The organism is Pseudomonas farsensis (genome assembly GCF_014268805.2).
Classification (GTDB): Bacteria; Pseudomonadota; Gammaproteobacteria; order Pseudomonadales; family Pseudomonadaceae; genus Aquipseudomonas; species Aquipseudomonas farsensis.
Window position 1 is genome coordinate 1,487,142 of sequence record NZ_JABWRF020000002.1, and the last position, 26,774, is coordinate 1,513,915.

At 60.7% G+C, this 26,774-nt stretch carries 23 protein-coding genes; 17 read left to right on the forward strand and 6 right to left on the reverse strand.

Going from position 1 to position 26,774, the window contains the following annotated elements:
- Window positions 1-334 precede the first annotated feature (334 nt).
- Together HU719_RS16060 and HU719_RS16065 are read left to right on the forward strand one after the other, a co-directional pair.
- Window positions 335-1,831: an AAA family ATPase gene (locus tag HU719_RS16060; protein WP_186535516.1), complete on the forward strand. Its 1,497-nt coding sequence runs from the start codon at window positions 335-337 to the stop codon at window positions 1,829-1,831.
- 8 nt (window positions 1,832-1,839) lie between these two features.
- A complete protein-coding gene (locus HU719_RS16065; protein WP_186535518.1) occupies window positions 1,840-2,727 on the forward strand; it encodes an HNH endonuclease in 888 nt (295 codons plus the stop codon).
- A gap of 630 nt (window positions 2,728-3,357) precedes the next feature.
- Here HU719_RS16065 and HU719_RS16070 read toward each other — a convergent pair.
- Entirely contained in the window at window positions 3,358-4,272 is a 915-nt protein-coding gene (locus HU719_RS16070) for a LysR family transcriptional regulator (protein WP_186535520.1), read from the reverse strand.
- Between the two features lie 93 nt (window positions 4,273-4,365).
- Between HU719_RS16070 and HU719_RS16075 the strand changes: the two genes are divergently transcribed.
- From HU719_RS16075 to HU719_RS16115, 9 genes are all read left to right on the forward strand, one after another.
- Window positions 4,366-5,313 (forward strand): ketopantoate reductase family protein, encoded by a 948-nt coding sequence (locus HU719_RS16075; protein ID WP_186535522.1) that lies wholly within the window; start codon window positions 4,366-4,368, stop codon window positions 5,311-5,313.
- Complete coding sequence (locus HU719_RS16080; RefSeq protein ID WP_186535523.1) at window positions 5,310-5,708, forward strand: VOC family protein; 399 nt, start codon at window positions 5,310-5,312, stop codon at window positions 5,706-5,708. The genes HU719_RS16075 and HU719_RS16080 overlap by 4 nt, the downstream gene beginning before the upstream one ends.
- Window positions 5,705-6,160, forward strand: a complete 456-nt coding sequence (locus HU719_RS16085) for a MaoC family dehydratase (protein WP_186535525.1) — start codon at window positions 5,705-5,707, stop codon at window positions 6,158-6,160. Before HU719_RS16080 ends, HU719_RS16085 begins: the two co-directional genes overlap by 4 nt.
- Complete coding sequence (locus HU719_RS16090; protein ID WP_186535527.1) at window positions 6,157-7,389, forward strand: CaiB/BaiF CoA transferase family protein; 1,233 nt, start codon at window positions 6,157-6,159, stop codon at window positions 7,387-7,389. Before HU719_RS16085 ends, HU719_RS16090 begins: the two co-directional genes overlap by 4 nt.
- Window positions 7,386-8,204 carry a shikimate dehydrogenase gene (aroE, locus tag HU719_RS16095; protein ID WP_186535528.1) on the forward strand — a complete coding sequence of 273 codons (819 nt, stop codon included), beginning with the start codon at window positions 7,386-7,388 and terminating at the stop codon, window positions 8,202-8,204. Before HU719_RS16090 ends, aroE begins: the two co-directional genes overlap by 4 nt.
- Before the next feature lie 3 nt (window positions 8,205-8,207).
- Entirely contained in the window at window positions 8,208-8,645 is a 438-nt protein-coding gene (aroQ, locus tag HU719_RS16100) for a type II 3-dehydroquinate dehydratase (protein WP_186535529.1), read from the forward strand.
- Between the two features lie 78 nt (window positions 8,646-8,723).
- Entirely contained in the window at window positions 8,724-10,136 is a 1,413-nt protein-coding gene (locus HU719_RS16105) for an MFS transporter (protein WP_437179673.1), read from the forward strand.
- Between the two features lie 172 nt (window positions 10,137-10,308).
- Complete coding sequence (locus HU719_RS16110) at window positions 10,309-11,004, forward strand: helix-turn-helix transcriptional regulator (protein WP_186535531.1); 696 nt, start codon at window positions 10,309-10,311, stop codon at window positions 11,002-11,004.
- Window positions 11,005-11,064: 60 nt separating this feature from the next.
- Entirely contained in the window at window positions 11,065-11,367 is a 303-nt protein-coding gene (locus HU719_RS16115; protein WP_186535532.1) for an antibiotic biosynthesis monooxygenase family protein, read from the forward strand.
- A gap of 66 nt (window positions 11,368-11,433) precedes the next feature.
- On the opposite strand, the gene HU719_RS16120 is transcribed toward HU719_RS16115, so the two are convergent.
- Window positions 11,434-12,063, reverse strand: coding sequence for a hypothetical protein (locus HU719_RS16120; RefSeq protein ID WP_186535533.1), 630 nt, complete (start codon window positions 12,061-12,063; stop codon window positions 11,434-11,436).
- 280 nt (window positions 12,064-12,343) lie between these two features.
- Between HU719_RS16120 and HU719_RS16125 the strand changes: the two genes are divergently transcribed.
- The 3 genes from HU719_RS16125 to HU719_RS16135 all read left to right on the forward strand — a co-directional run bounded on the left by HU719_RS16125 (window position 12,344) and on the right by HU719_RS16135 (window position 14,848).
- On the forward strand, window positions 12,344-13,168 hold the full coding sequence (locus HU719_RS16125) for a YegJ family protein (protein ID WP_186535535.1): 825 nt from the start codon (window positions 12,344-12,346) through the stop codon (window positions 13,166-13,168).
- 68 nt (window positions 13,169-13,236) lie between these two features.
- Complete coding sequence (locus HU719_RS16130) at window positions 13,237-14,043, forward strand: hypothetical protein (RefSeq protein ID WP_186535537.1); 807 nt, start codon at window positions 13,237-13,239, stop codon at window positions 14,041-14,043.
- Window positions 14,044-14,707: 664 nt separating this feature from the next.
- Window positions 14,708-14,848, forward strand: coding sequence for a hypothetical protein (locus HU719_RS16135; protein WP_186535539.1), 141 nt, complete (start codon window positions 14,708-14,710; stop codon window positions 14,846-14,848).
- Between the two features lie 475 nt (window positions 14,849-15,323).
- Here HU719_RS16135 and HU719_RS16140 read toward each other — a convergent pair whose 3' ends face one another.
- Window positions 15,324-16,658, reverse strand: a complete 1,335-nt coding sequence (locus HU719_RS16140; protein WP_186535541.1) for a PAAR domain-containing protein — start codon at window positions 16,656-16,658, stop codon at window positions 15,324-15,326.
- A 526-nt stretch (window positions 16,659-17,184) separates the two neighbouring features.
- Between HU719_RS16140 and HU719_RS16145 the strand changes: the two genes are divergently transcribed.
- Complete coding sequence (locus HU719_RS16145) at window positions 17,185-18,801, forward strand: hypothetical protein (protein ID WP_186535543.1); 1,617 nt, start codon at window positions 17,185-17,187, stop codon at window positions 18,799-18,801.
- A 23-nt stretch (window positions 18,802-18,824) separates the two neighbouring features.
- Window positions 18,825-22,364: a hypothetical protein gene (locus tag HU719_RS16150; RefSeq protein ID WP_186535545.1), complete on the forward strand. Its 3,540-nt coding sequence runs from the start codon at window positions 18,825-18,827 to the stop codon at window positions 22,362-22,364.
- A gap of 19 nt (window positions 22,365-22,383) precedes the next feature.
- Here the strand turns inward: HU719_RS16150 and HU719_RS16155 are convergent, their stop codons facing one another.
- The 3 genes from HU719_RS16155 to HU719_RS16165 all read right to left on the reverse strand — a co-directional run bounded on the left by HU719_RS16155 (window position 22,384) and on the right by HU719_RS16165 (window position 25,764).
- Window positions 22,384-23,874 carry a methylenetetrahydrofolate reductase C-terminal domain-containing protein gene (locus HU719_RS16155; protein WP_186535547.1) on the reverse strand — a complete coding sequence of 497 codons (1,491 nt, stop codon included), beginning with the start codon at window positions 23,872-23,874 and terminating at the stop codon, window positions 22,384-22,386.
- Between the two features lie 262 nt (window positions 23,875-24,136).
- Window positions 24,137-24,946: an amino acid ABC transporter permease gene (locus HU719_RS16160; RefSeq protein WP_186520637.1), complete on the reverse strand. Its 810-nt coding sequence runs from the start codon at window positions 24,944-24,946 to the stop codon at window positions 24,137-24,139.
- A complete protein-coding gene (locus HU719_RS16165) occupies window positions 24,943-25,764 on the reverse strand; it encodes an ABC transporter substrate-binding protein (RefSeq protein ID WP_186535548.1) in 822 nt (273 codons plus the stop codon). Before HU719_RS16165 ends, HU719_RS16160 begins: the two co-directional genes overlap by 4 nt.
- 118 nt (window positions 25,765-25,882) lie before the next feature.
- Here HU719_RS16165 and HU719_RS16170 point away from each other — a divergent pair, with 118 nt between their 5' ends.
- On the forward strand, window positions 25,883-26,767 hold the full coding sequence (locus HU719_RS16170; protein WP_186535550.1) for a homocysteine S-methyltransferase family protein: 885 nt from the start codon (window positions 25,883-25,885) through the stop codon (window positions 26,765-26,767).
- Window positions 26,768-26,774: the final 7 nt, after the last annotated feature.

Genomic DNA, 26,774 nt, shown 5'->3' on the forward strand with positions numbered 1-26,774 from the left:
CGTAATAGAACGGTTTTTTGGAGTTTTAGGGTGGTTTGTGTATCCCCTGTAAAAATGAGCATATGCTGATTTTTCCTCGGTGGATGACTGGACGAACCCTACGCCCGAAACGACGACACTAACTTTAGCGGCATTATCGTGACAGGAAAATAAGCAGTCGGACCGGCAGGTAGTAAGCCACTAAATAGCATAAAAACCTTTTGTTTCCTGTGGGGCCGTTTTTTTGAAGTTTTGCTATTGTGCTGGTGTCAATAATCAGCCGTTGGCAATGAATCGTTTTAGTGGAACTTAGGTGTCTAGACTTGGCCGAAAATATACTGATAGGTTTACAGCTATGGATATTTATATTTGCAGTCGATTTTTTGTTGGGGCACCATCGGGTGTACCTTACCCGCATATTTTGCTTGCAAGGGACGGCTGGAATGATTATTCCTATTATACGTTGTTCGGTGTAAGGTTAGTTGTAAGCGAAAGCAATCAGGTAGATCTTGATGAAACAAAGATAATGACCGATGGGCAACTTGAAGGGTTTGAGAATAGGCCGTTTCAGCAGTTGCCGTCTGGCTCAATAATTCCCGCGGATCTTGCCGGAATGATTTGTTCTTTAAGTTCAAATAAGAAATACTACGAGCTACTTGCTAGCTTAGACATAAATCTGGCAACTGATGTCTTAACAACACTTAGAGATGCCTCGTTCCTTGCAGATGTGAAAAAGAAATTTCAAGAGCAGCCATGCTTTCAGATATCCCTGCTTAGAGAGTTAGTGGCGCGAGAGCTACTCGATGAAGCGGGTGCTGCTTTCGGCTCGGAGCAGCAGCTAATAAGTGCATTTTCTGCCAAGATAGTTTTAGAGGGAGCAAGTGCACCTCATGAGTTTTACTTTGATTTTCACTCTGATCTGGGTGCGCCGCGACGTATACACTCGATTGTTGGCTTGAACGGTGTTGGAAAAACACAAGTCATGGCTCGGCTTGCAATGCTTATGAGTCGCTTTTCAAAGCAGGCGTTAAAGGAAAAAAGATCTGCTCTTCAGGGAGACGATGTTTTAAATCCAGTCCCTTCGATCTATGGTGTTGTGGCGGTCTCTTTCAGTGCGTTTGACGAGTTTGATCGACCTACGCAACTTCAAGGTGAAAAGTTTCAATATAGCTACTGCGGCCTGCAAAGTCAGAGAGGGCGACTTAAGAATAAAGAAAATCTCCTGGAAGAAATAAAGGTGACTTTGGCTGGTTTGCCTAGTGATAAGCGGGATCTACTAAAAAAGGTGCTTGGAAATTTAGTTAGAGTTGATAATTTAGAGAATTTCATTGACGCGCCAGAAGAAAATGAAGGGTTGTATGAGCGCCTGAGTGCAGGGCAGCGCCTTGCTATTAACTGTATTTTTCATGTTCTTTCAAAAATTGATCGACGAACTTTAGTATTGTTCGATGAGCCTGAGTTGCACTTGCATCCGCAGTTGCTGACAGGCCTTCTTAATGTGCTCAGTGAAATTTTAGAAAGTCACGACTCTTTCGCAATTATTGCAACGCACTCGCCCCTAGTGATTCAACAGCTCCCCATGGAATGTGTTCATGTGCTTCGCCGAGATCGGATGACCCCAATGGTTTTGAAACCTACGTTTCAAACTTTTGGAGAGAGCCTGTCAGAGTTAACTAAATTCGTTTTTTCTTCCACGGAGGCAGATCGCGACTATAGGGCGGTGTTAGATCGAATGTGCGTTGAAGCGAATCATGATGTTGAAGCTGTGCGCGCGATATTTAATAATCAGATGAGTTTAAGTGCGGATATTTATTTGGAGTCTCTGATGGATAGAAGTGCGGGGTCTAAATGAGGCATCAGGTGGAGGCAGACTCTCTGAGTGTTGATGTTTATTTTCCAGCAATAGTTGGTAGTAAGCACCTTAAAACAAGGGCGGAATTAACAGCCGTGCAGAGTAGTGTTCTGAGCTTATGTAAGACCTATTCAAAAGCCCTAGAGTCTTTTAGGCCTCCAGCTCTGCAGGTCTGGACTGATAGTGCAAAAGAAGCGCTCAAGTCTTGCTATTCAATAGGGACTAAAGAGCTGTCTGCACATAAAGATGCAATTCTAAAAAGTTTGATTTTGCAGTCTGAGATTAATGCGCAGCGTTGTGCGTATTGTATGCTAAATGATCCTAAAACCTGGGATCATTATATGCCTAAGGACTTTTTCCCAGAGTATTCAGTTTATCATGGGAATTTGGTTTATATCTGCTATGGTTGCAATCAGAGGAAGTCTAGTTTTTTTGATGGGCATAAGTTGATATATTGTCATCCGTATTTTACTGTTGACGATAATTATGCTTTGCTTCACTGCAAAGTTACTGTAAGTAATGGGAGGCTTTCAATTCAATACTATGGTGGCGGTGAAGGAGCGCTAAGCGAAGCGGGGGCTGTCGCGCATGAGCATCTTGAGCGGCTTGGACTGATAGAAAGGTTCAAAGGTGAGGCATCCAGTACAGTGAGCGGGCTCATTGGCGAGTTACGTCAGCATCATCCGGACGGAGTATCGCAATGTACATTGGATCGAGTACTAGAGCGTAGATATTCCGAAGCAAGGAATAAATTAGGATGCAACGCTTGGGATAGCCGGCTTTGGCACGGTTTAGCTGCCTGTCCAGAATTCGTTGAATATGCTAATAGCAAGATTAAACTATCGAGTTCTCCAAGCAGTACTGGGTTTCGTCAATCTTCACCTCCAGCCCCTTAATATTTAGCGCCAAATTAATTTGGCTCTATTTTTTGAATCGAATAGTCGTAGCTCTCATTTGATCCCAGAGATTCCCGATTTGATTCCACTGAAAGCCATAAATAGCTGATTTGTTTATAGATATTCTATGAGGTACATTAAAAATTCCACCAAATTCCAGCCCCGCGAAAACCGGGCCCCCACGGCCAAGAACCGTCCGTCTGTCTCCGCACCAGTACTCGTCGATAGTGTTCAGTAACTCTATCGGGCTGATGAACCGCCTTCGGGCGGTTTTTTGTCTTTCGGGCAGATGATTGGCGATACCCAGTGAGAGGTTTGTTTCAGAGAGCGCGATGGATGCCATTGTCGGCCAATGAGCAGCGGATTTGGGATGGCGCGATTGATTTCGCCCGAAGCAACAAAATGGCTATCGGGCGGCGCCTGACAGCGACTGATATATTCTCCTGCTGAATTGCCGAAGCCCGGCTAATGGTTGCCGGGCTTTTGCTTTTGCAGTTCCGTACGTCGCTGTTGCCGTTGGCAAAGCGTGGGCTTCGCGGCCCTATCCGAGCAACGCTGCGACTAGAGCAGGAATGCACATGGGCAACGCGGGTGGTCGCTACAGGTACCTTTGCTCGAGAGTGTCAGGGGCTAGCCCAACCCTACCCCCTGAAACAACCCCCGGACAACCTCCCTCAACCACCGATTGCCACTATCCTGATGATACCGAGCATGCCAATGCTGCTTAACCGTGAACCCCTCCACCTCAATCGGGCAGTCATGCACCCGTAACCCGTGCATATCCGCCAGTGTCTGCCCAATATGCCGCGGCAAGGTTGCCACCAAATCCGTAGTCCCGATCACCATCCCCAACCCCAGGAACCCAGGCAGTTCCAGCATGATCCTGCGTGTCACCCCAGCCCGCGCCAACCCTGCCGCCAATAACTTCTGCCCAGTGCCATAACTAATCTGCACATGCCCCTCGGCGCAGTAACACGCCAAGCTCATCCCTTCGCCCAGGCGCGGATGCTGCGGGCTACTCAGGCACACCCAATCCTGCTCGAACAACACTTGCTGATACATCCCACCCCCCAGCCACGGCACAAAACCGATGGCCAGGTCCGCTTCGCCCGATTCCAGCGCGCTCTCGGTATTGCCGTCGATGCGCGCGGCTTCCAGGCGGATGCCCGGGGCATGGCTGCGCAGGTGGTTGAGGATGCTGGGCAGCAGGGTGATATGGCTGGCATCGCTCACGCACAGGCGGAACCGGCGCTGGGCAGTGGCGGGGATGAACTGGGGGTCCCAGGCGGTCAGGCGGCGTAGCGATTCGAGCACTTCGCGGCAGGGGCCGATCAACTGGTCGGCGCGAGGGGTAGGGGCCATGCCGCCGGGCGTGCGCACGAACAGGGGGTCGTTCAGTTGTTCGCGCAGACGTGCCAGCCAGATGCTGATGGTGGGTTGGCTTTGGCCCAGTTGCTCGGCGGCGCGGGTGACGCTGCGGCAGTGGTACAGCACGTCGAACAGCTGCAGCAGCTTGGGTTCGGGTAGGGGATCGAGGGGACTCATTATTGCGAATCTCAATAACCGTATTGAGGGCATTGTATCGCCCAAATAAGCGCGGCTGCCTATGGTGTTTGCAAACCACAGGAGGTCTGCGACGTGAAAATCTGCATTCTGGGTGCCGGTGCCTTGGGTTGCGCCATTGGCGCGGCCCTGAGCGAAGCGGGGCATGAGACTTGGCTGTTGAACCGGGGCCGTGAGCATGTCGAGGCGATGAACCTTGCAGGCCTGCGGGTGCAGGACGAGCGGGGCGAACGCCTTGTTGCGGTCAATGCGGCCATCGACGCTGAAGATGTCGGTGTGGTGGACCTGGTGCTGGTGCTGGTGAAGTCGTTCCACACCGCGGATGCCATCGCTGGCGCTGCCGCGCTGATCGGGCCGCAGACGCTGGTGCTGTCGCTGCAGAACGGCCTCGGGCACGAGGACATCCTGGCTGATGCGGTCGGTCGTGAGCGGGTGCTGGCGGGCAAAACCTATGTGGGTGGCGTGCTGCTGGCGCCGGGGTCGATCCGTGCTGGGGTGGCCGGCAAGCAAACGTTCATCGGAGAGCTCGATGGCCAACTGACGCCGCGTGTGCAGGCCATCGCTGATGCTTTCAACGCTTCAGGGCTGGCTACCACAGTGAGTGACAACATTCTCGGCACCATGTGGGACAAGCTGCTGGTCAACGTCGCCACTGGCGCGCTCAGCGGTATCACCATGCTCACCTACGGCCAGCTGTATAGCGAGCCGTTGCTCGAAAGCACCGCCAAGGCCGCCGTGGATGAAGCCATCGCCGTGGCCGAGCGCGCGGGGATCCGCTTGAGCCTGAACAGCGCCGAGGCGGCCTGGAAACTGGCCGCCGAGGGGCTGCCGGCGAGTTTTCGTACCTCGATGTTGCAGAGCCTGGAAAAGGGTTCCATCACCGAAATCGACTTTATCAACGGCTCAGTCGTGCGCTGGGGCCAGCGTCATGGCGTGGCCACGCCGGTCAACGCGACGCTGGTGGCCTGCATCAAGGGCATCGAGCGCGCCATGGCCGATCACCAGAAGAGGGAAAACCCATGAGCCAGCCAAAAGCCTACCTCGAACATGTCGCGTTCTGGGTGCAGGACATTCAGTGGCATATCCGCTTCTTCAGCGAGGTGTGCGGCATGACCATGCGTGAAGTGCAGGGCGACCCGGAGCAGCCGGCGCAGTACTGGACCTTGGGCGGCCTGCAATTCATTCATCAGCCGGACTTTGCCGGGCCCGAGGGGCGCATGGCGCACCTGGGCATCATGTGCGAGGACCTGGAAGCTGCGCTGGCCGCCGCCCAGCGCTTCGGCGTCAGTGCCATGCCCCAAGGCCGCAACTGGCTGCGCCTGCCCGACGGCCTGGCAGTGGAATTCATCCAGGCGCTGCCGGCCAGTTGCGTGGCCCAGGCCCTGGCCATCGACCCACGTGCAGAGGTGCAGGCATGAGCGTGATCGAAAAATACTGGGACGATGCCCGCGAAGGCGATGGGTGCATCAGCCCGACCTACACCGTGACCCGCGAACGCATACTGGCCTACGCCGACCTGACCGGCGACCACACCCCGGTACATGTCGACGAGGCCTACGCCAACGCCAGCCATTTCGGCTGCCTGGTCGCCCACGGCCTGTTCGGACTGTCGATCGCCGATGGCCTGAAAACCCAGTGCGAGTACCGCTTCCTGCCGGGCATGTCGCTGGGCTGGACGTGGGATTTCGTGCTGCCGATCAAAGTCAACGACGTGCTCCATGTGCGCATGCGGGTGGGGGCGATGCGCCCGAGCAATAGCCGCCCGGGCTGGGGCATCGTGGTGTTGCCATCAGAGCTGATCAACCAGCACGGTGAAGTGGTGCAGCGGGGCGAACACCGGTTGATGGTGCCGCGCAGGGTGCAAGCATGAGTCAGTCACTGCCATTGGCGGGTATCCGCGTCATCGACTACAGCCACTTTCTCGCCGGGCCTTATGTCGGGCGCTGCCTGGCGGCGCTGGGCGCCGAGGTGATCAAGGTGGAGCGGCCGGGCAGCGGTGATGCCGGGCGCCAGCATGCGTTTACCTTGGACGACCAGCAAAGCGGCTATTTCCTGCAACTGAACATGGGCAAGCAGGGCGTCAGCGTCAATATGAAGGACCCGCGCGGCAAGGCGTTCATGCAGCGCCTGACCGATTCGGCCGATGTGTTCATCGAGAACTACCGCCCAGGCGCGCTGGACAAGCTGGGCCTGGGCTACGCCGAGCTGGCGGCGCGCAACCCGCGCCTGGTGTACTGCTCGATTTCCGCCTACGGCCACACCGGGCCGGATGCCCACCGTGCCGGCTTCGGGCTGATCGCCGAGGCCAAGAGCGGCATCATGCAAATGGTTGGCGTGCCGGGCGAGGCGCCGCCGCTGTTGCGTATTTCGCTGGGTGACATGTACACCGGCATTCACGCGGTAGCGGCAATCAATGCCGCGCTGCTCGGCCGCGTGAGCAGTGGCCGTGGCCAGCACATCGACATGGCCTTGTACGACACCTTGGTGTCGATGCACGAGTACGCGGTGCAGTGCTTTACCCTGTCTGGCGGCACGGTGCTGCCGCAGCAGACCGGCCATGACATGCCCACCTCGACCCTGTACGGCGTGTTCCGCGCCGCCGATGGCGACCTGGTGATCGCCGCTCAGGTCGACGATGCCTGGCAACGCTTCGCTGCCATGCTCGAAGCCAACGGTGGCCCGCCTGGGTTCGGCAGCGACCGCCGCTACCACAACCTCAACGGCCGCAACGCCCATCGCGAGGCGATTCTGGCGGTGGTGCGTGACTGGGTTGGGGCGCGTCGGGTGGCCGATATTCTCGCGCTGCTCGATGGTATCGACATCCCCAGCGCCAAGGTGCAGCGCATCGACGAGGTGCTGGCCGACCCGCAGATCCAGGCGCGCAACATGGTCATCGAACAGCAGCACCCGCGCTACGGCACCTTGCGCCTGCCCAACCTGCCGTTCCGCTTTTCTGACTGCGACACCACCATCCACCAGGTGGCCCCGGACCTCGGCCAGCACAATGCCGAAGTCGCCGCCGGGCTTGGCTTCAGCCCTGAAGAAATCACCGCCATGCAGGCAGACGGTGTGCTGTTTACCCACGGAGATGAACGATGAGCGACCGCTACGCAGTGATCGGCCGGCCGATCAACCACACCAAGTCCCCTTTGATCCATGGGCTGTTCGCCGAGGCCAGCGGCCAGGCGCTGGAGTATGGCGCTATGGAAGGCAGGCTTGATGAGTTCGAGCGCCAGGTGCTGAGTTTCCGTGATGAGGGCGGGCGGGGCATGAACATCACGGCCCCCTTCAAGCTGCGCGCCTTCGAACTGGCCGACTGGCGCAGCGAGCGGGCGCAACTGGCACGGGCGGCCAACGCGCTGAAGTTTGAGGGCGGGTCCATCGTCGCGGAAAACTTCGACGGCATCGGTTTGTTGCGCGACATCGAAGAAAACCTCGGCGAACCCCTGCGCGGCGCTCGCGTGCTGGTGCTCGGAGCGGGCGGCGCGGTACGTGGGGCGTTGCTGCCGTTTTTGCAGGCCGAGCCTCGCGAGCTGGTGATTGCCAACCGGGATATGGCCAAGGCGATGGCGTTGAGCGATGAAATAAACCACCCGCTCCTGCGCATCAGCCGTTATGAAGCGCTGGAAGGGCTTGGTTTCGACATTGTTGTCAACGCAACCTCCGCCAGCCTGACGGGTGAGCTGCCGCCACTGCCCCAAGGCGCGCTTGCGCAGGCGCGCCTGGCTTATGAGCTGGCCTACGGCAAAGGCCTCACGCCGTTTCTGCGGATCGCCCAGGGACAGGGGGTGACGCGTCTGGCCGATGGCGTAGGCATGTTGGTCGAGCAGGCGGCAGAAGCCTTTGCCTGGTGGCGCGGGGTACGGCCCGAAACCCGCGCCGTCATTGACCGCCTGACCATTCCCCTGGAGTAAGCCATGGTCGCCAATGTCCTGATGCTGCACGGCATCAACCACAACATGTTTGGTAAGCGCGACCCACGCCAATACGGCACGGCAACGCTCGGCGATATCAACCAGGCGTTGCAGTCGCAGGGCGAGGAACTGGGCGCACGGATAGAAAGCTTTCAAACCAACTTCGAAGGCGCCATGTGTGAGCGCATACATCAAGCCTATGAAGACCGGGTCGATGCGGTGCTGATCAATGCCGGGGCGTGGACGCACTACAGCTACGGTATTCGGGACGCGCTGGCTATCCTCGAAGTGCCGGTGGTGGAAGTGCATATGTCGAATATTCATGCTCGTGAAGCGTTCCGGCATCACTCGGTGTTTGCCGAAGTGGTGCGCGGGCAGATTTGCGGGTTTGGGGTCGAGACTTACCTGCTGGCGCTGCGTGCGGCGATGAAGATGCTCTGAAGGTTCAACCTGGGCCTGCGGGCGCCAGCTGGCCCCGCGCGCCCATGGCTGTGTGCCACTGCCTGAAGGATGTTCAACGTGGTCAATCCTCCCGTGCCCCATACGCCGCGCCGTGCCACCTGGGCCGCCTTGCTGGTCGCCATCACCTTCTTCATGGAAAACCTCGACGCCACCGTCATCGCAACCGCCCTGCCACAGATGGCCCATGACTTCGGCCAGAACCCGGTCAGCCTGAACATCGGAATCAGCGCGTATCTGCTCGCGGTAGCGGTGTTCATCCCCCTTAGCGGCTGGGTGGCCGACCGTTTCGGTGCCCGCCAGGTATTTGCCGGGGCCATCGGCCTGTTTTCCCTGGCGTCGCTGCTGTGTGGCCTTGCCCCGAGCCTGGAACTGTTTGTCATCGCGCGGGTGTTGCAGGGCGTTGGCGGCGCGCTGATGGTGCCGGTGGGGCGTCTGGTGGTGCTGCGCATGACCGAAAAGCAGGGTTTGGTAAAGATGCTGGCAGTGATCACCTGGCCTGGGCTGGTAGCGCCGGTCCTCGGCCCACCCGTTGGCGGGTTGATCGTCACCCATCTGTCGTGGCCATGGATTTTCTTCCTGAACATCCCTCTTGGCCTGCTGGCCATTGCGGCCGCGTGGTGGCTGATACCCAACACCCGCGCAAGCGAGGCGCGCCGCTTCGACTTGCTCGGTTTCGTGTTGCTCGCATCGGCCTGCGCTGCGTGGGTGCTGGGCCTGGAGATGTTCGGCTCGCTTTCGAGCGGCAGCCTTGGCGCCGGGGTGGTATTGATGGGTGCGGGGGGCCTGCTGACCTGGCTGTCAATCCGCCATTGCCAGCGCCACGCGGCGCCGCTGCTACCGTTGGCGACCTTGGGCATTGCCACGTTTCGGGCCAGCATCGTGGGTGGCACGCTGTTCCGACTGTCGATCAGTGCGTTACCGTTCCTGATCCCGCTCTTGCTGCAAGTCGGCTTTGGCCTGTCGCCTGTAGATGCCGGGTTGCTGGTGCTGGCCATCTTTGCCGGGAACCTCGCGATGAAACCGTTCACAACCGTCCTGCTGCGCCGTCATGGCTTTCGACGGGTGCTGCTGGCCAATGGCGTGATAGGCGTTGGTTGCATCCTTGCGTGTCTGCTGCTGCGCCCGGACATGCCCTGGTACTGGACGGCGCTGGTGCTGTTTATCGGCGGGCTGTCACGCTCGATGCAATTCACCACCTACAACGCCGTCGGTTTTGCCGATGTGCCCAAGGCGCAGATGGGCGAGGCGTCGACGCTGTTCAGTATGTTCTTCCAACTGGCGATGGCCCTTGGGGTTGCGATTGCGGCGCTGCTGCTCAGGGTGTCGATGTGGGGGCGGGGCGCTGAAGGCGAGATGACGGTGGGGGATTTTCATTGGGCGCTGGTCGGTCTTGCGCTGATTGCGTGCGCCGGGTTGGTCGATGCGGCCCGCCTGCCTGGCAATGCAGGGGAGCAGGTGCTGCGGACGTAGCGGTCTGGCTAACTGCTTTTGGCATGCCCGATGGCCGTTACGGGCAATCCCGCACAACTCGGCTACAAACGCAGAGCCCGTCTGACCACTCTGGGGATACAATCCCCACCCCCGCATATGAACGATTTCCCGCTTGATCAGTGCGCCCCCCTAAAAAGACCCATGCCCGTCAATGCGCAAATCCGACCGCCTCTTCCAACTCGTCAACCTGGTGCGTATCCACCAGCCGATCACCGCTGAAGCCCTGGCCGAGCGCATCGGGGTATCCGTGCGCACCATCTACCGCTACATCGACGACCTCTCCCTGAGCGGCATCCCGCTCTACGGCACGACCGGCATCGGCTACGCCCTGGACGAAGGCTTCGAACTCCCGCCGCTGACCCTGAACGCAGACGAGCGCGATGCCCTGGTGCTGGGCGTCGAAATGCTCGGTACCTGCGCCGGCGCCGAGCTGGGCGCAGCGGCCAGGTCGCTGCTGGTCAAAATCCTCGCGGCGTTGCCGGCCTCTGCACGCGAGCCGTCGTTGGCCAACGTCCGCGCGCTGCGAGTTCGGCCTGCCGACGAGGAGCAACGCAACCTCGACACGCTACGCCGGCTTATCCAGCAGGGGCGGGCGGTGCAGTTTGCCTACCTCAGCCTGGCGGGTGAGGCGTCGCAGCGCACGGTGTTCCCGCTGGGGCTGTTCTACTGGGGCGGCAAGTGGACCGTGGGCAGTTGGTGTACCCAGCGGCGGGCGTATCGGGACTTTCGCGTCGAGCGCATGCACAGCTTGCAGGCACAACCCGAGGGGCTTGAGCTGGAGGGGCAGTTCAACTTGCAGGCGTACATGCAGTTCCAGGCGGCGCAGTGGGCGGCGCGCGGGCACTGACAGTACGTTGTCAGTAGCCCACGCGGATACTGCCGGCTTCCTACAAAGCTGGAGTGTTATATGACGCACAAGAACGCTGTTCTGGAGCTGGCGCTGTTTACCGTCAAACCGGGCTACGAGGCCAGAATGCCTGCGTTGCGCAGCGGCCTGCGCGAGGCGCTGAAAGGGTTCGAGGGGTTGATTGAGTTCGCTGGTTTTTCGCCGCTGGAGCAGGGGCGGGCGTTCGCCGACTTGGCCTGGTGGGCCGACCTCGCCAGCGCGCAGCGGGTGGCCGAGGCCTTCGAACAAGGTGATCCGCGCTTTGCGCCCTATGCCGAAGCGATCGAGTCGCTGATGTTCATGGGGCATCTGCAGCCGGAGTGACGAGTGGGTAGGCGCCCGTTGCCTTTGACTGGGCGCCTGTCCCGATCCTTCCTCGCGTGCGCCGCTTCAGGCAGTTTCAAATTCAATCGTGGTTCTTGATTTGGCGGCATCTTCAATGGCAGAAATGCACTCGTCACGCTTTTGTTTCTTGGAAAACTCCATGCCTCGCGAGCCGAATTTACCGTGTATGAACAGTTTCTTGCCTGCTTGGCGGGTGATCCGTCGAACCTCACTAAGCGGGACTTCCTCGAGCGTACCTAGCTCGGTAATGAACTTAAGGTTGAAATAGTCCGAAATCGAGTAGTTGGCCATGTCTTTAGGCAGCAGCACACGGTCATTTTCTGGGTCAACCAAGACGCCGAAATAGGTCGATGCGACAGATTGCGCAATTTTGAAAAAGGTAAAAATGGCCAACACCACAATCAGGCCGCCTATGACGGTCGCAGCAATCGACTTGCTGCTGGCAAGCATGGCGTACAACCAATAGAAGATGAACAGTGCGCCGACTGAGGTTGCGCATGGCTGCAGCAAGTTGCCGATATCGAATATTCGTTGGCTGTGTTCGTTTTCCGGGTATTTGGATTTGAGCCTTGAGTAGTGCACAACCGAGACAATCAATAGTGGCAGCAAAGCCAGAAAGCCGATAAAAAGCCCCATTATTCTTGACTGTTCTTGTTTTTGCTTTGCAGTGGCCAACGGGGATCTCCTTAGGGTGGTGGCGTATTGCTATATATCGTGTTTTCAAGGTGATTCAAAGCTTTTTGTCCCCCGTTTTCTGCGGTTTTCGACAAGGTCCGATAGCACCCTCAAAGCTTGTCCAGGGCTGATTTAGCCGAGCCTGATTTAGGGAGCCGGGCCGTCGAAGGCGACGCCGTATGGTCTACCCCTCACCAATTTCCGCCCGCATCCCCCGGAACCTGAACCGCCCGCCTGCAATCCAACCTTGCTTCAACCTCACCCAACCATCGAGACCGTTATGACGGAGCAAATCATCTACAGCGTCGAAGGCGAGAGCCAGGCCCTCAAGGATGCTGTGGCCGGCGCCAAGGCCACGTTCAAGTTCTTCTGGCGAGAGCTTTCCTGGGAGGCGCGGCGCATCATCAAGGGGCTCGACATGGCGGCGGTGAAGATGTCGTTCTTGCTCGACCCGGATGACCCGAATATCCCAGCCGTCGAAAACATGTGGTTGGCGGACGTCGAGTTCGATGGCCGCCTCATTACTGGCCGGCTGTTGAACGAGCCGCGCTGGGCGACGCAGTACCAGGCGTCCGACAGTGTCTCGCTGCCGTTCGCCGCCCTCAATGACTGGATGTATGTGCGCGGTGGGCATGTGTTTGGCGGCTTTACGGTCGATGCCATGCGCAGTGACATGCCCGCCGATGAACTGGCGGCCCATGATGAAGCGTGGGGGCTGGAGTTTGGTGAGCCGGGCACGGTCGAGGTGGTCCCGGTTGACGATGGCCAGGCACCTCGGTTGCTCACGCGCGCGCTGAATACCGACGCCGACCGGCAGTTGCTGGCGCAGTTGGAAGGTGAGGATCACCCGATGGCGGTGAATATGAGCGAGCAGGTCGATGAGGCTTTGCAGCAGTACCCCGAGATGGTCAGCGGCGCGGATGAAAGTGGCTGGTTGCTGCTGCACCGCGAGGTGTTGGCAGGTAATTACCCGGTGGTGCATGCGTTGCTGCGCCATGGTGCGGATCGGCTGGCGCTCAATGGGTATGGGCAGAGTGCGTTGACCTTGGCCGATGAGTCCGGCTGGCCGCGGATTGCGCAGTTGCTGAAAATTGAAACGCTCTAAGCCTTTTGGGGCGCCGTAAGGGCGTGATAATTTGCGCCCCCCTTCAAACGACTTCAGGAAGAGGTCTCATGCACGTTGCTTTTGTTGCAAACGAACGTAAAGAAGAGCAAGCACGCATCAGCAAATCCGCTTGCAGAATTGTTCACCGTAAGCGCCCGAGCATTCTGGCCACCGCAGTGCTCGCGGTAGTGACCAGTACCGGTGCGCTGGCCGCAGATGATGTTGCCGGCGTTGCCATCGGCACTTCGTTGGCTGAAGCCAAAGAAGCCATCGCCAAGGCCAACGCGGACTATGAAATCACCCCGCTGATGCTGACCAATGGCAAAGAAGCGGGTGTGACGGCGAAAACCGCCGACAACCTGCCAGGCAATGGCAGGCATTATTCGGCCGGGCCGTCAGACGAGTTTGCAGTCTTGCAGAACGATGCAGGCAAAGTGTGTTTCGTCGCCCGGGTGCAGCGCTTCGACCAAGGCGGCCGCATGAAGCTTGATACGCTCAAAGCGGCGCTGACCGAGAAGTTTGGCCAGCCTTCCGCTAAAACCATCATCGGAACGCTTGGCTTTACCTGGCAATACGACCGCAACGGTAAGCAATGGACCGGCGGCGGTGTGGCGCCGTGCGGAGATAACGGTACCAGTTCGTCTATCCCGGGCTTCTCGGTTCCGGCACCGCGCTCGTTCAACCCCAAGTGCGGCAAGATCGTGTCGGTTCACGCCGCCACGGACAGCGACCAGATGGTTCCGTATTACACCATCACCATCACCGATGTAAAAACGACGTTTGATGAGTTGGCTGCAAAAGAGGCGGGCGAGGAAGCGGCGCGTCAAAAGAAACTGGCCGATGAACAAGCCAAGGCTGTGAAACCGAAGATTTGATCTGTGGCACATTCAGGCTGAGCTATCTGCGCCATCAGCCGTTTGTGCGCTGAGCAGGTGGCTGCGCGTGGGAGGCCTTCGGGTCTGCCGGGTTCCAAGTTCCCGGTTCGCCAACCTGCGTACAGCCACCACTCATTCCTGCTCCGGCCTCATCGCAGGCTGGCGCCAGCTCCCACAAAGACTGCGCCAGGCCGTGGTGGCGCTGCCTGGCTCAGAACCTGTGGGATATCAGCCAGCCCTGCCGGGCTGCTCTGTCGCTCAGAGAACTGGGCAGCGTGGGAGCGGGCTTGCCCCGCGATACCGGCGTGGCCGGTGCCATCCATCGCGGGGCAAGCCCGCTCCTACATAGGGTGGGCGGGCTGCGGGAAATTTCCTAAATTTCCCGCAGCGGTTGCGCCTACTCTCCCAGGGCTATAAATTCCATCAGTCGCCGACGCATCGGTGACGCGACCTTGGCCGGTCGGAATCGAAAGGCGCGTCAGCGCCAAATCTTCATCGCAGGCGCTTTTTTTGTGCTCGCGAGGTCGCTTTATGGCGGTGGTGCGCGGGACACCTTCGGGTGTGCCGGGCCCCTTTCGTCCCGGTCGGCCAACCCGCGTACTGCTGCCACCCAAACTTGCTTGGCCGCGAGCGGTGGCAGTTCCACAACGAAAGGAACTCATGCATGACCATCGAACGTCTATACAGGATCCTCGCATCCGCTCTCCGCCGCCCGACCCCTGCGGCCCATCAACCCCATCGCTTCTACCTGATCGACAGCCAATCCCTGGTCGCCCGTAAAACAGGGGAGCCGTGCGATGACTAGTTTGCCGGGGTCCTTTTCCTCGGTTCGCCAACCTGCGTACAGCTGCCACTCGTCTGGGACGAGAAGTTGCCTGGATACCTACGCTGGCGAGGCGCTGAACCGATAGAGGCCTACGATTGCTATAAGCCATACCAATGCCGCAACATCCAAATATGCGCAGAGCAATAGCTTTATTTTCAATGGGCGGGGTATCGACTCAACTTCTGCCTCATCCAGCAGGCCCCTACCAATATGAAGCCTGCGGCCAACAACAACCCCTGCAACCATACAGACCAGATACATTCTGGCCCTGAAAGTAAGTGTGCCGAGCCTTCTGCGCTGGTACGCAACCCATCCACAGCTTCTAACCGCGCCCAAGAGAACCCCGAAATCACGACTCAGCGCGATTCGGGCACTTAAGGCGATTCCCATAGCGCCCAGAGCGAACGGCATCAGCAGCGCAATCAGTTGAATGTCTAGTGGCCAGCTAGCGGGGTCAGTAAGTACGTTCATACAGTGCCTGCCCTGTTACTCCTCCCCCTTCGCTTCCCAAAACAGCACCGGCGTACGATCCTCCGCCCACCAGCACCAACGCGCATCCGGGCGCAGCAAGCCCTCCGGAGCCAACAGTAAAAGCCGCACAGATCACGCCACTGGCCACCAGGCCGATCCGGGCACCAATTGCTGCTCCCCCCACACTCCCCAGAAAGCTCCCTGTTTCGGTAAGCTTCACTTGCTTGCAATCCTGCGTCTCACCTGCCCGGCAGACGTCTTGGATATTCAGATATGATGCGGTGCCTCCTAGCCCTATGGCGAGATATCCACCGTACTTTAAACCCTTGGCTGCTTTAGCCACCTCATCAAGATGTGTTGCATAACCCGGTATCACCCCTGGAGCGCCAGACTTCGACCAGTGATGAACCAAGCTTTTCGTCGAAATCCTCAACCCTTTACGCAAGCTTTCATGGTTTCCAAGGTTCAAGTACTTATCCAGAAACGCACTGCGCAACTGTGCTTCTAGCTGCTGGTACAACATTCGACGCGAGTTATAGAACTGCGGGCTATTCAATTTTCCGTGCGCAGCGAACTCGCTTTTGTGCAAGCTTTCGATACCCCTGAGCGTGTCTTCCACTTTCCCTAAACTGTCTGCCAGCATGTCTTTGCCGACCCCCATCGACAGGCTCGCGCCACCCAAAGCCCCCGCAATCTCGCCAATGTGCTCCATCATGAAGTTAGCTTCCTGCTCATCAAGAATCGCCAACGCCTCGCGCCCGCGGGCGGCGGCTGCCATCAGGTGCGTTTCTTCCTGGGTGCAGGCATCGGCGTTGTCACGGTCACCGAGCACGAATAGTTCGCCAGCCTTGAAACCCTGATCGAAAGTGGGGTTGAGCCGCTGCACGCGGCTGATGGGCAGCAGTGCGTCATGCCCGAGGACCTCAGCCAGCACCTGCGGGCCGGACATGCTGCGCGGGACGATATAGAAACCCGGCAGTAGTGCACCTGACGCTGTGCCGGACGCCGTCACGGCTTGCGCAGGGAGTGAAGCACCGCCCAGCGGCGCGATGACTCGGTTGCTGCCTGGAGGGCAGCCGCAGGCGACCAGCGCGCCGTCGACGCAGACCTCACGACCGCCGGAGGTAAACCAAGGGATGCCCTCCACCACCGTACCCACTTGCCCGCAGCCTGGGCACTCGCTGGTGGCATCGCCGTTGCGCAGGACCTGATGGCCGTCACTGCTGTAGCCGGGGTTGCTGGCAATGCATCGCGCACCGGTGGTGGTGATATCACCGTCCAGCGCCTGGCCCTTCCCCTCGATATTGACGCGGCTCATGTGCAGGCCTTCCTGTGCAAAGCACGGGAAGCTAACAGCTCTCAGGGGGATGGAAATGCGAGCGACAGGGGTTTAGGAATAGGCTTACAACAAGTCAGGAATGGGTAACTGCTGGGCAAGTTCGGATAGCGCAGCCTGGCGGAGAATGAATTCTGTGGGGAGATTCCATGGTTTTGCACAATCCTGCACCGGCCCCATCGCAGGCTATCGCCAGCTCCCACAAAGATCGCGTCAGCCGCGATGTCCGAGTCTGGCTCCGATCTCTGTGGGAGCTGGCGCCAGCCTGCGATGAGGCCAGCAGGCCGAGTTGAGCATCATGATCTGACCCCATCGCGCAGCTCCAGCGCTGTCCGCAATCCGCAACCAGCAGCCCGTCCGATCGTCATACAAAACCCTTTGGACTTGAGTTACGCTCCAGATTGATGGCTATGCGCCATCATTTAAGCGAACGCACGGACCGTGGGCGCAGCAGGCAGTTTGCCCGGGTTCTTTGCAGTGCCCACTCAGGATCGAGGCAGCTTGCTCTATGGACACCCCTACCTGCGCTTTAAAAGATTTCGACATCGCACTGTCGCTGAACGAACGCGCTGTCGGACGACAGCTCAAACGCGCCTGGGACATCTGGACCGACGCCGACACCGGCACCCCGTTCACCCTCGACGTCACACCGCTGAACGTTCGCAACCAACCCTCCACCACCCGCCTCACCGCCCGCCTTGCCAGCCCCGCGCTGTCGCTGAGCGCCGAGCGCACCGCCAGTAAAGAGGTGTGCACCACGCTGACGCTGCTCGACGGCACCCTGACCTACGTCAGCGACGGTGAAACCGTCGAGTTGCCCATCCACAACTACGCGTTGTCGATCCGCTCGCTGCTGCGCAAACGTTCGGTCACCTGGACGCAGTTGTACAACCATGACGCCGAGTGCGCCGACGATGTGCGCGAGCATGTCGATGCCTATCGGCTTGGCGAGGGGCAGTTTTCCATCGAGTGCCTGTTCCTCACCCTGACTGGGCGCGAAGCGCTGATGATTCCGCAGGTGCAGGCCGGCAATCAGCCCGGCCTGTCGATCGAGGCGCATGCCAAGCTGGTCGAGTGCATCGCCACCTGGGTCGCTGCCAGTGGCGTGGATGGCCCCAACGGGCTGCTACTGTCAGCCTCGGTGGTGCCGCGTGCGGCCAAGCGCGCGCCGAGCCTGTCGATGGCCGACTATGCCTTTCGCCTGAACCGGCAATATGTCAGCGGTATCGACCGCGACCTTACCCACACCATCGACTACCTCGGCGTCGCCGTGGGCGGCAATACCTTGCCCGGCGATGACGAGGCCCAGGATGCCCTGTGCCGCAAACAGGGCACCTGGCCGCACCATGCCAAGGCGGATGGCAGCACGGGGTTGTTCGCCGGGGTGATGGTGCTGCGCAAGGACCTGTTCATCAACCACCTGCTGCAAAGCCTGAACCAAGCGCTGCAACGCGAAGCGTCGCGCATGGCGGAGGAGAACCGGCTGCACAGCCTCGAGGGCAAGCTCAAGCACCCAGAGCTGGATTTCCTGCAGGCGGTGAGCTTCGTGCGTGAGGGCGACTCGCTGTTCCTGCAGGGCCGCAAGCATTACCAGTGGACGGATAACGACCTCAAGCTGGGCCTGGACAAAGAGCTCAAGCTTGAACTCAAGCTGGCCGGCAGCCAGCAACTCAAGCTCGAAGGGCAGTTGTACGGCCACCTCGACCGTGACCGCACCACCTCGTGGGACATGCATTCGCGTGCCAAGGCCACGCGCAATACCCAGATCGGCGGCAGCTTCACCTTCGTCATCGAAGGCGAGGGCGCCAAGTGCTCGGTGGTGCCGCAGTTCAGCCTGAACTTCACGCCGCTGCGTGGCGACAACGACGATGAGGGCGATACCTGGGGCATCACCCAGTTTTTCACGCGCATCAATAACGATTGGGATGTGCAGGTAGCCGGCGACTGGCTCAGCGCCTCGCGTGACGCAATCATCGGCATGCTCGAAGGGGTGTTCAGGGACGTCAACCTGGCCATGGGCAACTTCGCGTTCATTCCGCCGGGCGAGGAGAGCTTCAGCTTCCGCAACCCGCAGCTCAATGAGCATCTGGATCTGGTCATCGACGTCATCTACCGGGGCGTTTGAGCCGCGAGCAAGGAGCAACGCCCATGCAACGTAAACCGAATATCGTGCACATCGACGCGCTGGATAACCAGCAGGCGCTGCACAGCAGTTTCACCGTCGGCAACGACATCATCGACTACATCGAACCGGCCCGCACTTTTGGCCGCGACGACCTCATGGAGCCCACGCGCAAAGGCCGTTTCCAGCAGCGCATGGTGGCGCTGCCAGACCGACGCGGCCCGGCCGTGCAGCCAATGGTGTTGACCTTGGGCAAGGGCAACCGGCTGTCGCTGGTGCGCCGCGACGCCGACAGCTCGGCCGGCTGGGCACGCATTGCGCTGCGTGAGCAGGTGGTGGCGTTCGCTGCCGCCTGGGCCACGGTTGGCGGTAAAGAGCTGACCACCCTGGCCGTGGCGCTGGATGATGGCGCCGGCGCATCGCGCCTGCTGGTGGCTTACGATTTCGACGCCCAGCAGGCGGACTGGAGCCACTTGCAGTGGACTGACTACGGCGTACGCGACGGGCTGGTGATCGATGCCCTGCGCCTGCTGCGCGGGGCCGATGGGCTGTGGACCGTGTTCATGAGCGCAGCCACCGAGGCCGCACAGGATGTGTACCTGGTGCGCAGTGACAAGCCGGCGTCGCTGAGCAAGCACAGCCTGGTGTTCAGCCTGGTGCGCGATGAAAAAGAGGTGCTCGACTTCAACGTCGGCCTGCTGGCCCGCGAGCCGGTGCTGCATGTGCTGGGTATCGGGCATTTCAACAACCAGCGGTTGCTTGGCGCCCGGGCGATACCCAGTTTTGAAAATGGCATGCCCAGCACCGAGGCCTACCCGTTCGAGTGCCCGGCGGGCGGGCGAGTTCTGGCCATGGGCCAGACCCGCAAGCAGGGCACCGACCTGTACGTGGCTGGCAAAGGCGTGTGGCGCCTGCCGGCCGAGCAACTGCGCAAGCAGGACGACGGGGTCTTCGAGCCGGTCATCGCGGCCAGCCTGGCCAGTGATGTGTTGAAGCTCAGTGTGTGCGAAGCCGCCGACGGTGGCACCAGCGCCTGGGCGCTGCGGGGTGACGGCACGCTGTTGATGGCCCACCGGACCAGCCTGGCCGAGCCGTGGGCCGAAGCGACGGCGGTGCGCCAGCAGGTGGTCGACCTGGCGCCAGTGGTTGGCGATGACCAGCTCACCAGTGGCGTGCTGGTGGTGTACGAGAACGGCTTGGCGGGCCACCTTTGGCGCAGTACCGACGGGCTCTGGCAAGAAACCGCGATCCGCGTTGCCGACCCGGAGGCGTCCTCTTCCATTACCTGCTTTTCGACCAACATCAGTGTGCTCGACCACGGCGGCATCCCGCGTGGTGATGCGACCGTGCAGTTGCGCACCTCGGTGCTGTCCACCCTGGTGGTCAACGGCCGCAGCCTGTTCGTCGGGCCTGATGACCCGGTTCAGGTCAAGACCGACCTCAGCGGCAACTTGCGTATCTTCAACCGCGCCTTGTCGTTTACCCCGGCGTCCTACGAGCTGGCGCTCGACGGCCTGGCCGCCGTGCTTGAGATCAACCCGGCGGCGCCGTTGTACCAGCGCTTCAGCCAGATGACCGCCACAGAGCTGCAGCAGGCCGAACTGGGCGGTGGCCAGGGTTCGCTGTTGCCACAGGCGCTGCGCGGCAAGGAGGGCGCCCGCACGGTGGAAACCATGCTGCTGGCGCTCAAGCAGGCCGCATTGCTGGTTGGTGGCGATCAGGCCAGTGGCGTGCGCCTGCGCGCTGCTGCCAAGGGCTTCAGTGGCGCGCTCGACAGCCGCCATGTGGCGGATGATTTCCGCCTGGCGGTTGCCTCGGACGCGCGCGGGCAATTGCGCACTGCTGCGGCCGTAGGCGCGTTGCCTGGCACGGCGGCGGCGGTGCTTCCGGGGTTCGGGCAGTCGCTCTCCGACTTCCTTGAAAGCCTGTGCTGCCATGCCGAATCGGCGGTTTCGTTCGTCATCCACAAGGTGCGTGGGGCCGTGGAGTTCGTCTGCGAAGTGGCCGGCAAAGTGAAACGCTTCGTGCTCGATACCCTGGAAAGCATCGGCGGGTTCTTCAGCTGGCTGTGGCAAAAAGTCACCGCAGGCGTGGACAAGGTCTGGAGCTTCGTCAAGTTCCTGTTCGACTGGGGCGACATCACCGCGGTGCGCACCACCATGGCCGATTTCATCGATGAAGAGCTGACCGTGCTGGTCAAGCGCATCAGCAGCCTGCGCAGCACGGTCACGCCTGCATTCGATCACGCCATCGCCGCCATCGAGGCGCAGTGCGTAGCCTTGGGCGTCAGCCCGGAAAAATCCAAAGTGTTGCTCGAACCTGGCACGGGTGAGGTCACCCAGGCACAGCGCAAAGCGCCCAACCAGGACCAGGACGCCTCGCGCAGCGGCCCGGGCGCGGGCATGGGCGATTTGCTGGGCAGCATCATCGAGTTGGTGGTGAAAGTGGAAATGCCGCCGCCGAGCCAGGAATTCGGCAGCTTGTTCGACCTGTTCGATCAGCAACTGGACGAGCTTTCCGGGCTGGGCACGGACATCAAGGAAAGCTTCAAGCACATCTTCGCCCCGGACGGCTTTACCCTGGCCGACCTGGACCTCGACAAGATCAAGCGCATCCTTTATTCGCTGGTGCTGAACCTGGCCAAGCGTGCCACCGCCATGACCCGCAATCTGGTGGTGCACCTGATCGACCAGGTCGCGGCGTTGGTCGACCTGATGCGGCGCATCCTGTTCTCGACCATTCGCTTCCCGTTCATCGAGAAGACCTTTGCCTTGCTCACCGGCGAGCCCCTGGACACCGGCGTGCGGTTGATCGATATCGTGCTGTTCGTGCCGGCGGTGCTCGGCACCATCACCTACAAGCTGTTCATGGGCAGCAGCCCGCTCAAGCCGGTGCTGGCCAGCCGCCCTCCGCTCAATGCTGCGCTGGCGCTGCAGCCTAGTGTCGCGCTGGCGGCTCAACCCAGCGCCACTCCGTCAGCGTTCGATTACCTCAAGGATGTGGTCAGTACCTACATCGGCATGGGGATGATGTCGATGGGCATGGCCAGCGCCTCGACCGGGGCCAAGGCGCAGAAGGCGACCAAGCCGCTCCAGTGCCTGCTGTTGGCGGGCAAGACCGGCTTGTTGCTGCTCAAGACGCCGTGGCGCACTGGTGATGCGCCGATCAACGAGGTCGATCTGTGCCGCCACACCACGTTCTTCATCGGTGTGACGGGCGTCGCCTTCAAGGGCTGGCACCTGTATCAGGGGCGCAAGAATGGGCTGTCGGCGGTGGAGGCCGATAATGTCGCGTCGACGCTGTTTGCGGCGGCGGTCGAGATGCTGCTGACGACCCTGCAATCGAGCATGAAGGTGGTGACCTTGGCCTACGACAAGCAGGCCAACGGCTGGGAAACCCTGCAGTACGTGGCCCGCAACAGCGCGCAGACGGCTTACAAGGCGTGCCTGTTCCTGCCGGACCCGGTCAGCCGCACCAAGGTCATGGTGGTGGCTACGGCGGGTGGGTTTACCTTCGACTACCTGGTGGGCCTGGTCCGCCATGGCGTCCAGGCGCCGCGGATCTAGACGCGGGCGCAACGCCCGTTCAGTCTTTGCATTCGCTGGCGCTTGCCGGTTGTACGGTGCGTGGTTTGGCCAGTCGAGTTTGGCCAAACCACCCCGGCCACGAACTGCGCTGGCGGGTCTCGACCTGCACGCAGGGGATCAACCGCTCCACCAGCACATCCGTGCGCCCAACCCCCACCGCCAGGCGGTACTTGGCGCTGTGCACGCATTCGCGGTCGCCGAACTCGCAACGGTCCAGCTGGGTGCCGCCGCAGGGGCCGTTGGCCAGGCCTTTGGGGCAGGTTTCCGGGCAGATGTACAAGGTGTCTTCCAGGCGGCAGGTGCCGCAGGTATCGCAGCCCACCAGCGGCCTTTTCACACGCCGTTCCAGCTGATGCAGCCATTGCCCCGGCGCAGGCTTGCTCCACAGTGGCCGGGTTACCGCCCAGCCGAAGGCCTTGCTCAGCACCGTGGTGCGGTTGAACACCTGGTGGTGCAGGGCCGACAGCAGGCGGTAGCGGGCCTTTTCCTTGAATGATGGGCTGACCTGCCGCTGCCCCAGGCGCCAGCTGTGGCCGGGCGGGTGGAAGGTGACGGCCGGCAGGTCCGGCTGCTGCCAGGCGGCATCCCAGGCTGGGGCCCAGCTGTCGAGGCTGGTATAGCGTGGCTGCAGTTCAGTGATGGCGTGTTCCAGCGCTTCAAACTGGGCCAGGTCATGGATGCCAGACAAGTGCACGCCGGCATAGCCCATCAGCCGCAGGCCGATCACCTGCAACGCCAGGCGCTGGTTGGCGCGCTCCTTGGCGTACTGTTTTGATACCGCGCTTTCAGCGGCCAGCAGCGCCCGCATCGAGGGGGTGACGGTTACCCCGGCAACATGCTCGAGCATCGCGGCGCGGCCTTCGGTCAGCGCCATGATGCAGGCCATCAGCGGTTTCGGGCTGGGCTGGCGCTGCATCCAGGCCAGTGCTTCGTGGTGCTTTTGCAGGTCGAAGCCCAGCTGCAGGATCAGCAGGTCGGCGCCGGCTGCGAGTTTCTTTTCGGCCTTGAAGTACTGCGCGCCGCCCTCGGCTTCCTGGTACTTGAACGGGTTCAGCGCGGCCGCCAGCAGCCAGTGCGGGCGCGCTTGGCGGGCGATCTGCAGGGCCGCCACCGATTCCAGGTAACGCACCGGGCGCTGGCCGGGAGTGTGGCCGGGCAGGCGGTCGCCGGTCAGTAGCAACAGTTGGTCCAGGCCTGCGGCGTCCATGCGCTTGAGCTGGGCGAGCAGGTCGTGGCGTTCGCGGTCTTTACCCGAGAAGTGCAGCAGGGCAGGGGCGGGTTGGCTGAGGCTGCTGTAGGCGTCCAGCGGCGACAGGTCCAGCGCGCTGCCCACGCGGTCGCCGATGGCCACGGTCAGCGGCCAGCCGCACAGCTGTTTGCGCGCCATGAGGGTATCGAGCGTAGCGAAGCGCTCGGCGGATGGCTTGGGGACGAATTCCAGGATGCAGGCGAAGGCTTTAGTGTCCAGGGCCGTTTTCAACACGCTCATGGTGGGTGGCTACCGGGTTTGGGCAGGGTTGCAGTGTGACCCAGGTCGGCGGTGGCGGGCATGTCTGGTTGCGCGCGCGACTGTGCTGGTTGAGACATGGGGTCAGTCAGGCACGCTGAGGATATACCCCAACCCACTGACGTACAAAGCGTGGGAGCGGGCTTGCCCCGCGATGAGGCCAGCAGGCCGAGTGGCGCGATCTGACGCCATCGCGGGGCAAGCCCGCTCCCACGCCCCCATGTACATCTGGAGGTTTGTTCGCCTAGCGCTGGTAGGCTTTGCCGAAGTGCCGCTCAAGGCGCGCTTGCGCCAGTTCCAGCAAGATCGACAACACCCAGTAGATCACCGCTGCCGTGGTGAGCATCTCCAGGTAGCGATAGCTCGAACGGCCATACGACTGCGCCAGAAACATCACTTCCCACACGCCCATCACCGAAATCAGCGACGAGTCCTTGAGCATCGAGATGAACTGGTTGGCCGTCGGCGGGATGATCACGCGCATGGCCTGCGGCAGGATTACGCTGCAGAAGATGTCCCGCGTGCCCATGCCCAGCGCCAACGCCGCATCACGCTGGCCGCGGGCCACGCCGATGATGCCGGCGCGGAAGATTTCGCTCAGGTACGCCCCGTAGTTGAGCGACAGGGCAATGATGCCCGCGCTGATGGCGCCCGGTACCAGGCCCAATTGCGGCAGGCCCAGGTAGATCAGCAGAATCTGGATCAGCAGCGGCGTGCCACGGAAGAACGAGGTGTAGAAGCTGGCAATGCCCACCAGCACCGCGCTGCTGGACAGCCGCGCCAGCGCTGCGGCAAAGCCGAACAACACCGACACGAAGATCGAGCACAAGCACAGGAACAGCGTCAGCGCCGCGCCTTGTAAAAAGCCATTCGGCCCCAGCTTGAAGCCGGCCAGGTTCGGGAATTTTTCCAGGATGATCGCGAACTTCAGGTCAAAGCTCAGGAAAAACCCGACAAACAGCACGAACAGGGCCAGCCACGTCAGGTATAGCCGGGTGCGGAAACCGAACAGGCCATGGCCCTTGGTCGTTGGGGCAGGTTCGAAGGCGCTCATTTGCTGATATCGGCGCCGATCCATTTCTGCGAAAGCTTGGCCAGGGTGCCGTCGGCTTTAAGCTCGGCGAACACCTGGCGCACCTTGGCATTCCACTCGGCATCGCCTTTTTCGATGGCCACCGAGTTGGGCTCTTCGTACAGCGGCGCGCCGGCCAGCTTGAAGCGTTTGTCTTGGTCAAGGCGCGGTTGCGCGGTCACCAGGTTGGTGAGGATCGCATCCAGGCGCACGCCGGCGCCCAGGGCCAGGTCGTGGAAGGCGACGTTGTCGGTGTCGTACGGGGCGATTTGCACCTGCTCGAACGGGTAGTCCAACTGCTTGTCTTCGGCGCCTTCGATCACCAGGTTCTTGTTCAGGTAGCTTTCGTAGCTGGACGCAGCGGTCAGGCCGACCTTCAGGCCGTTGAGGTCTTTGGCCGAGTGGATGCGGTCATCCTTGGCGTTGACCACGATCACCGCAGGCGAGGCGTAGTACTCCACCGGGAAGTCGAACACCTCGGCGCGGGCCTTGCTCGGGGTCATCGAGCAGATGCAGATATCGTAGCGCCCGCTCCAGCGGCCTGCGGCGATCACGTCCCAGGACGGGGTTTCGAGGCGCAGCTTGACGCCCAGTTTGTCGGCCACGGCCTTGGCCACATCGACGTCAAAGCCGTCGAGCTGGTTCTTGTCGTTGAGGAACGAGAACGGCGGGTAGCTTTCCATCAGTACGTTGACCATCTCCTTGCGCGACTCGACGCGGTCGAGGGTTGCGCCGGCGAAGGCTTGTGAAGCAGCAGCGAGAACAACCAGACCGGCGCCCAGCAAAGATGACAAACGCATGGAAATACCTGAAATGTTGGCTAGAAAAGGATTAATGTATTAAATAGTTATAAATGCATAGCACCAAGTAAATTTTAGTTATAGAAACCTGCAGAGTAGTTATATGACCCAGCGAGCGATGGTAATTCTTGATGGTGGTATGGGCCGCGAGCTGCAACGCAGCGGCGCGCCGTTCCGGCAGCCCGAGTGGTCGGCGCTGGCCCTGAGCGAGGCTCCCGAGAAAGTACAAGGCGTGCACAGCGCCTATATCGAAGCGGGCGCAGACGTTATTACCAGCAACAGTTATGCGGTGGTGCCGTTCCATATCGGCGAAGCGCGTTTTGCCCGCGAAGGCCTGCAACTGGCTAAAGTTGCCGGTGAATTGGCTCGCCGTGCCGCCGATGCCGCGCCACGCCCGGTGCGCGTAGCCGGTTCGTTGCCGCCACTGTTCGGCTCCTATCGCCCCGACCTGTTCCAGCCCGAGCGCGTTGCCGAGGTGCTGACCCCGTTGCTGCAAGGCCTGGCGCCGAGCGTTGACCTGTGGCTGGCCGAAACCCAGAGCGCCATCGCTGAGGTGCGCGCCATCCACGCGCACCTGCCGGCGGACGGCAAGCCGTTCTGGGTGTCGTTCACCCTCAAGGATGAAGACGTCGACGCCATCCCGCGCCTGCGCTCGGGTGAGCCTGTGGCCGACGCCGTTGAAGCGGTGATTGGTCTTGGCGTGGCGTCGGTGTTGTTCAACTGCAGCCAGCCGGAAGTGATCGGTGATGCCGTGGACGTGGCGCGCGCGGTGATTGCCAGGCACAACGCCGATATCGCCATCGGCGTGTATGCCAACGCCTTCCCGCCGCAGCCCAAAGAGGCCAAGGCCAACGACGGCCTGGATGAACTGCGCGAAGACCTCGACCCACCGGGCTACCTGGTCTGGGCCAAGGGCTGGCGCGAGCGTGGCGCCAACATGATCGGCGGTTGCTGCGGCATTGGCCCGGAGCATATCGCCGAACTCAAGCGCCACTTGGCCTGAGCCTTAG

Excerpts from the sequence above, each read along its gene's own strand:
- HU719_RS16060 (WP_186535516.1), top strand. The coding sequence starts at position 335 with ATGGATATTTATATTTGCAGTCGATTTTTTGTTGGGGCACCATCGGGT.
- HU719_RS16070 (WP_186535520.1), bottom strand. The coding sequence starts at position 4,272 with ATGAGTCCCCTCGATCCCCTACCCGAACCCAAGCTGCTGCAGCTGTTC.
- HU719_RS16080 (WP_186535523.1), top strand. The coding sequence starts at position 5,310 with ATGAGCCAGCCAAAAGCCTACCTCGAACATGTCGCGTTCTGGGTGCAG.
- HU719_RS16085 (WP_186535525.1), top strand. The coding sequence starts at position 5,705 with ATGAGCGTGATCGAAAAATACTGGGACGATGCCCGCGAAGGCGATGGG.
- HU719_RS16090 (WP_186535527.1), top strand. The coding sequence starts at position 6,157 with ATGAGTCAGTCACTGCCATTGGCGGGTATCCGCGTCATCGACTACAGC.
- aroE (WP_186535528.1), top strand. The coding sequence starts at position 7,386 with ATGAGCGACCGCTACGCAGTGATCGGCCGGCCGATCAACCACACCAAG.
- aroQ (WP_186535529.1), top strand. The coding sequence starts at position 8,208 with ATGGTCGCCAATGTCCTGATGCTGCACGGCATCAACCACAACATGTTT.
- HU719_RS16110 (WP_186535531.1), top strand. The coding sequence starts at position 10,309 with ATGCGCAAATCCGACCGCCTCTTCCAACTCGTCAACCTGGTGCGTATC.
- HU719_RS16115 (WP_186535532.1), top strand. The coding sequence starts at position 11,065 with ATGACGCACAAGAACGCTGTTCTGGAGCTGGCGCTGTTTACCGTCAAA.
- HU719_RS16125 (WP_186535535.1), top strand. The coding sequence starts at position 12,344 with ATGACGGAGCAAATCATCTACAGCGTCGAAGGCGAGAGCCAGGCCCTC.
- HU719_RS16130 (WP_186535537.1), top strand. The coding sequence starts at position 13,237 with ATGCACGTTGCTTTTGTTGCAAACGAACGTAAAGAAGAGCAAGCACGC.
- HU719_RS16135 (WP_186535539.1), top strand. The coding sequence starts at position 14,708 with ATGACCATCGAACGTCTATACAGGATCCTCGCATCCGCTCTCCGCCGC.
- HU719_RS16140 (WP_186535541.1), bottom strand. The coding sequence starts at position 16,658 with ATGAGCCGCGTCAATATCGAGGGGAAGGGCCAGGCGCTGGACGGTGAT.
- HU719_RS16145 (WP_186535543.1), top strand. The coding sequence starts at position 17,185 with ATGGACACCCCTACCTGCGCTTTAAAAGATTTCGACATCGCACTGTCG.
- HU719_RS16150 (WP_186535545.1), top strand. The coding sequence starts at position 18,825 with ATGCAACGTAAACCGAATATCGTGCACATCGACGCGCTGGATAACCAG.
- HU719_RS16155 (WP_186535547.1), bottom strand. The coding sequence starts at position 23,874 with ATGAGCGTGTTGAAAACGGCCCTGGACACTAAAGCCTTCGCCTGCATC.
- HU719_RS16160 (WP_186520637.1), bottom strand. The coding sequence starts at position 24,946 with ATGAGCGCCTTCGAACCTGCCCCAACGACCAAGGGCCATGGCCTGTTC.
- HU719_RS16165 (WP_186535548.1), bottom strand. The coding sequence starts at position 25,764 with ATGCGTTTGTCATCTTTGCTGGGCGCCGGTCTGGTTGTTCTCGCTGCT.
- HU719_RS16170 (WP_186535550.1), top strand. The coding sequence starts at position 25,883 with ATGGTAATTCTTGATGGTGGTATGGGCCGCGAGCTGCAACGCAGCGGC.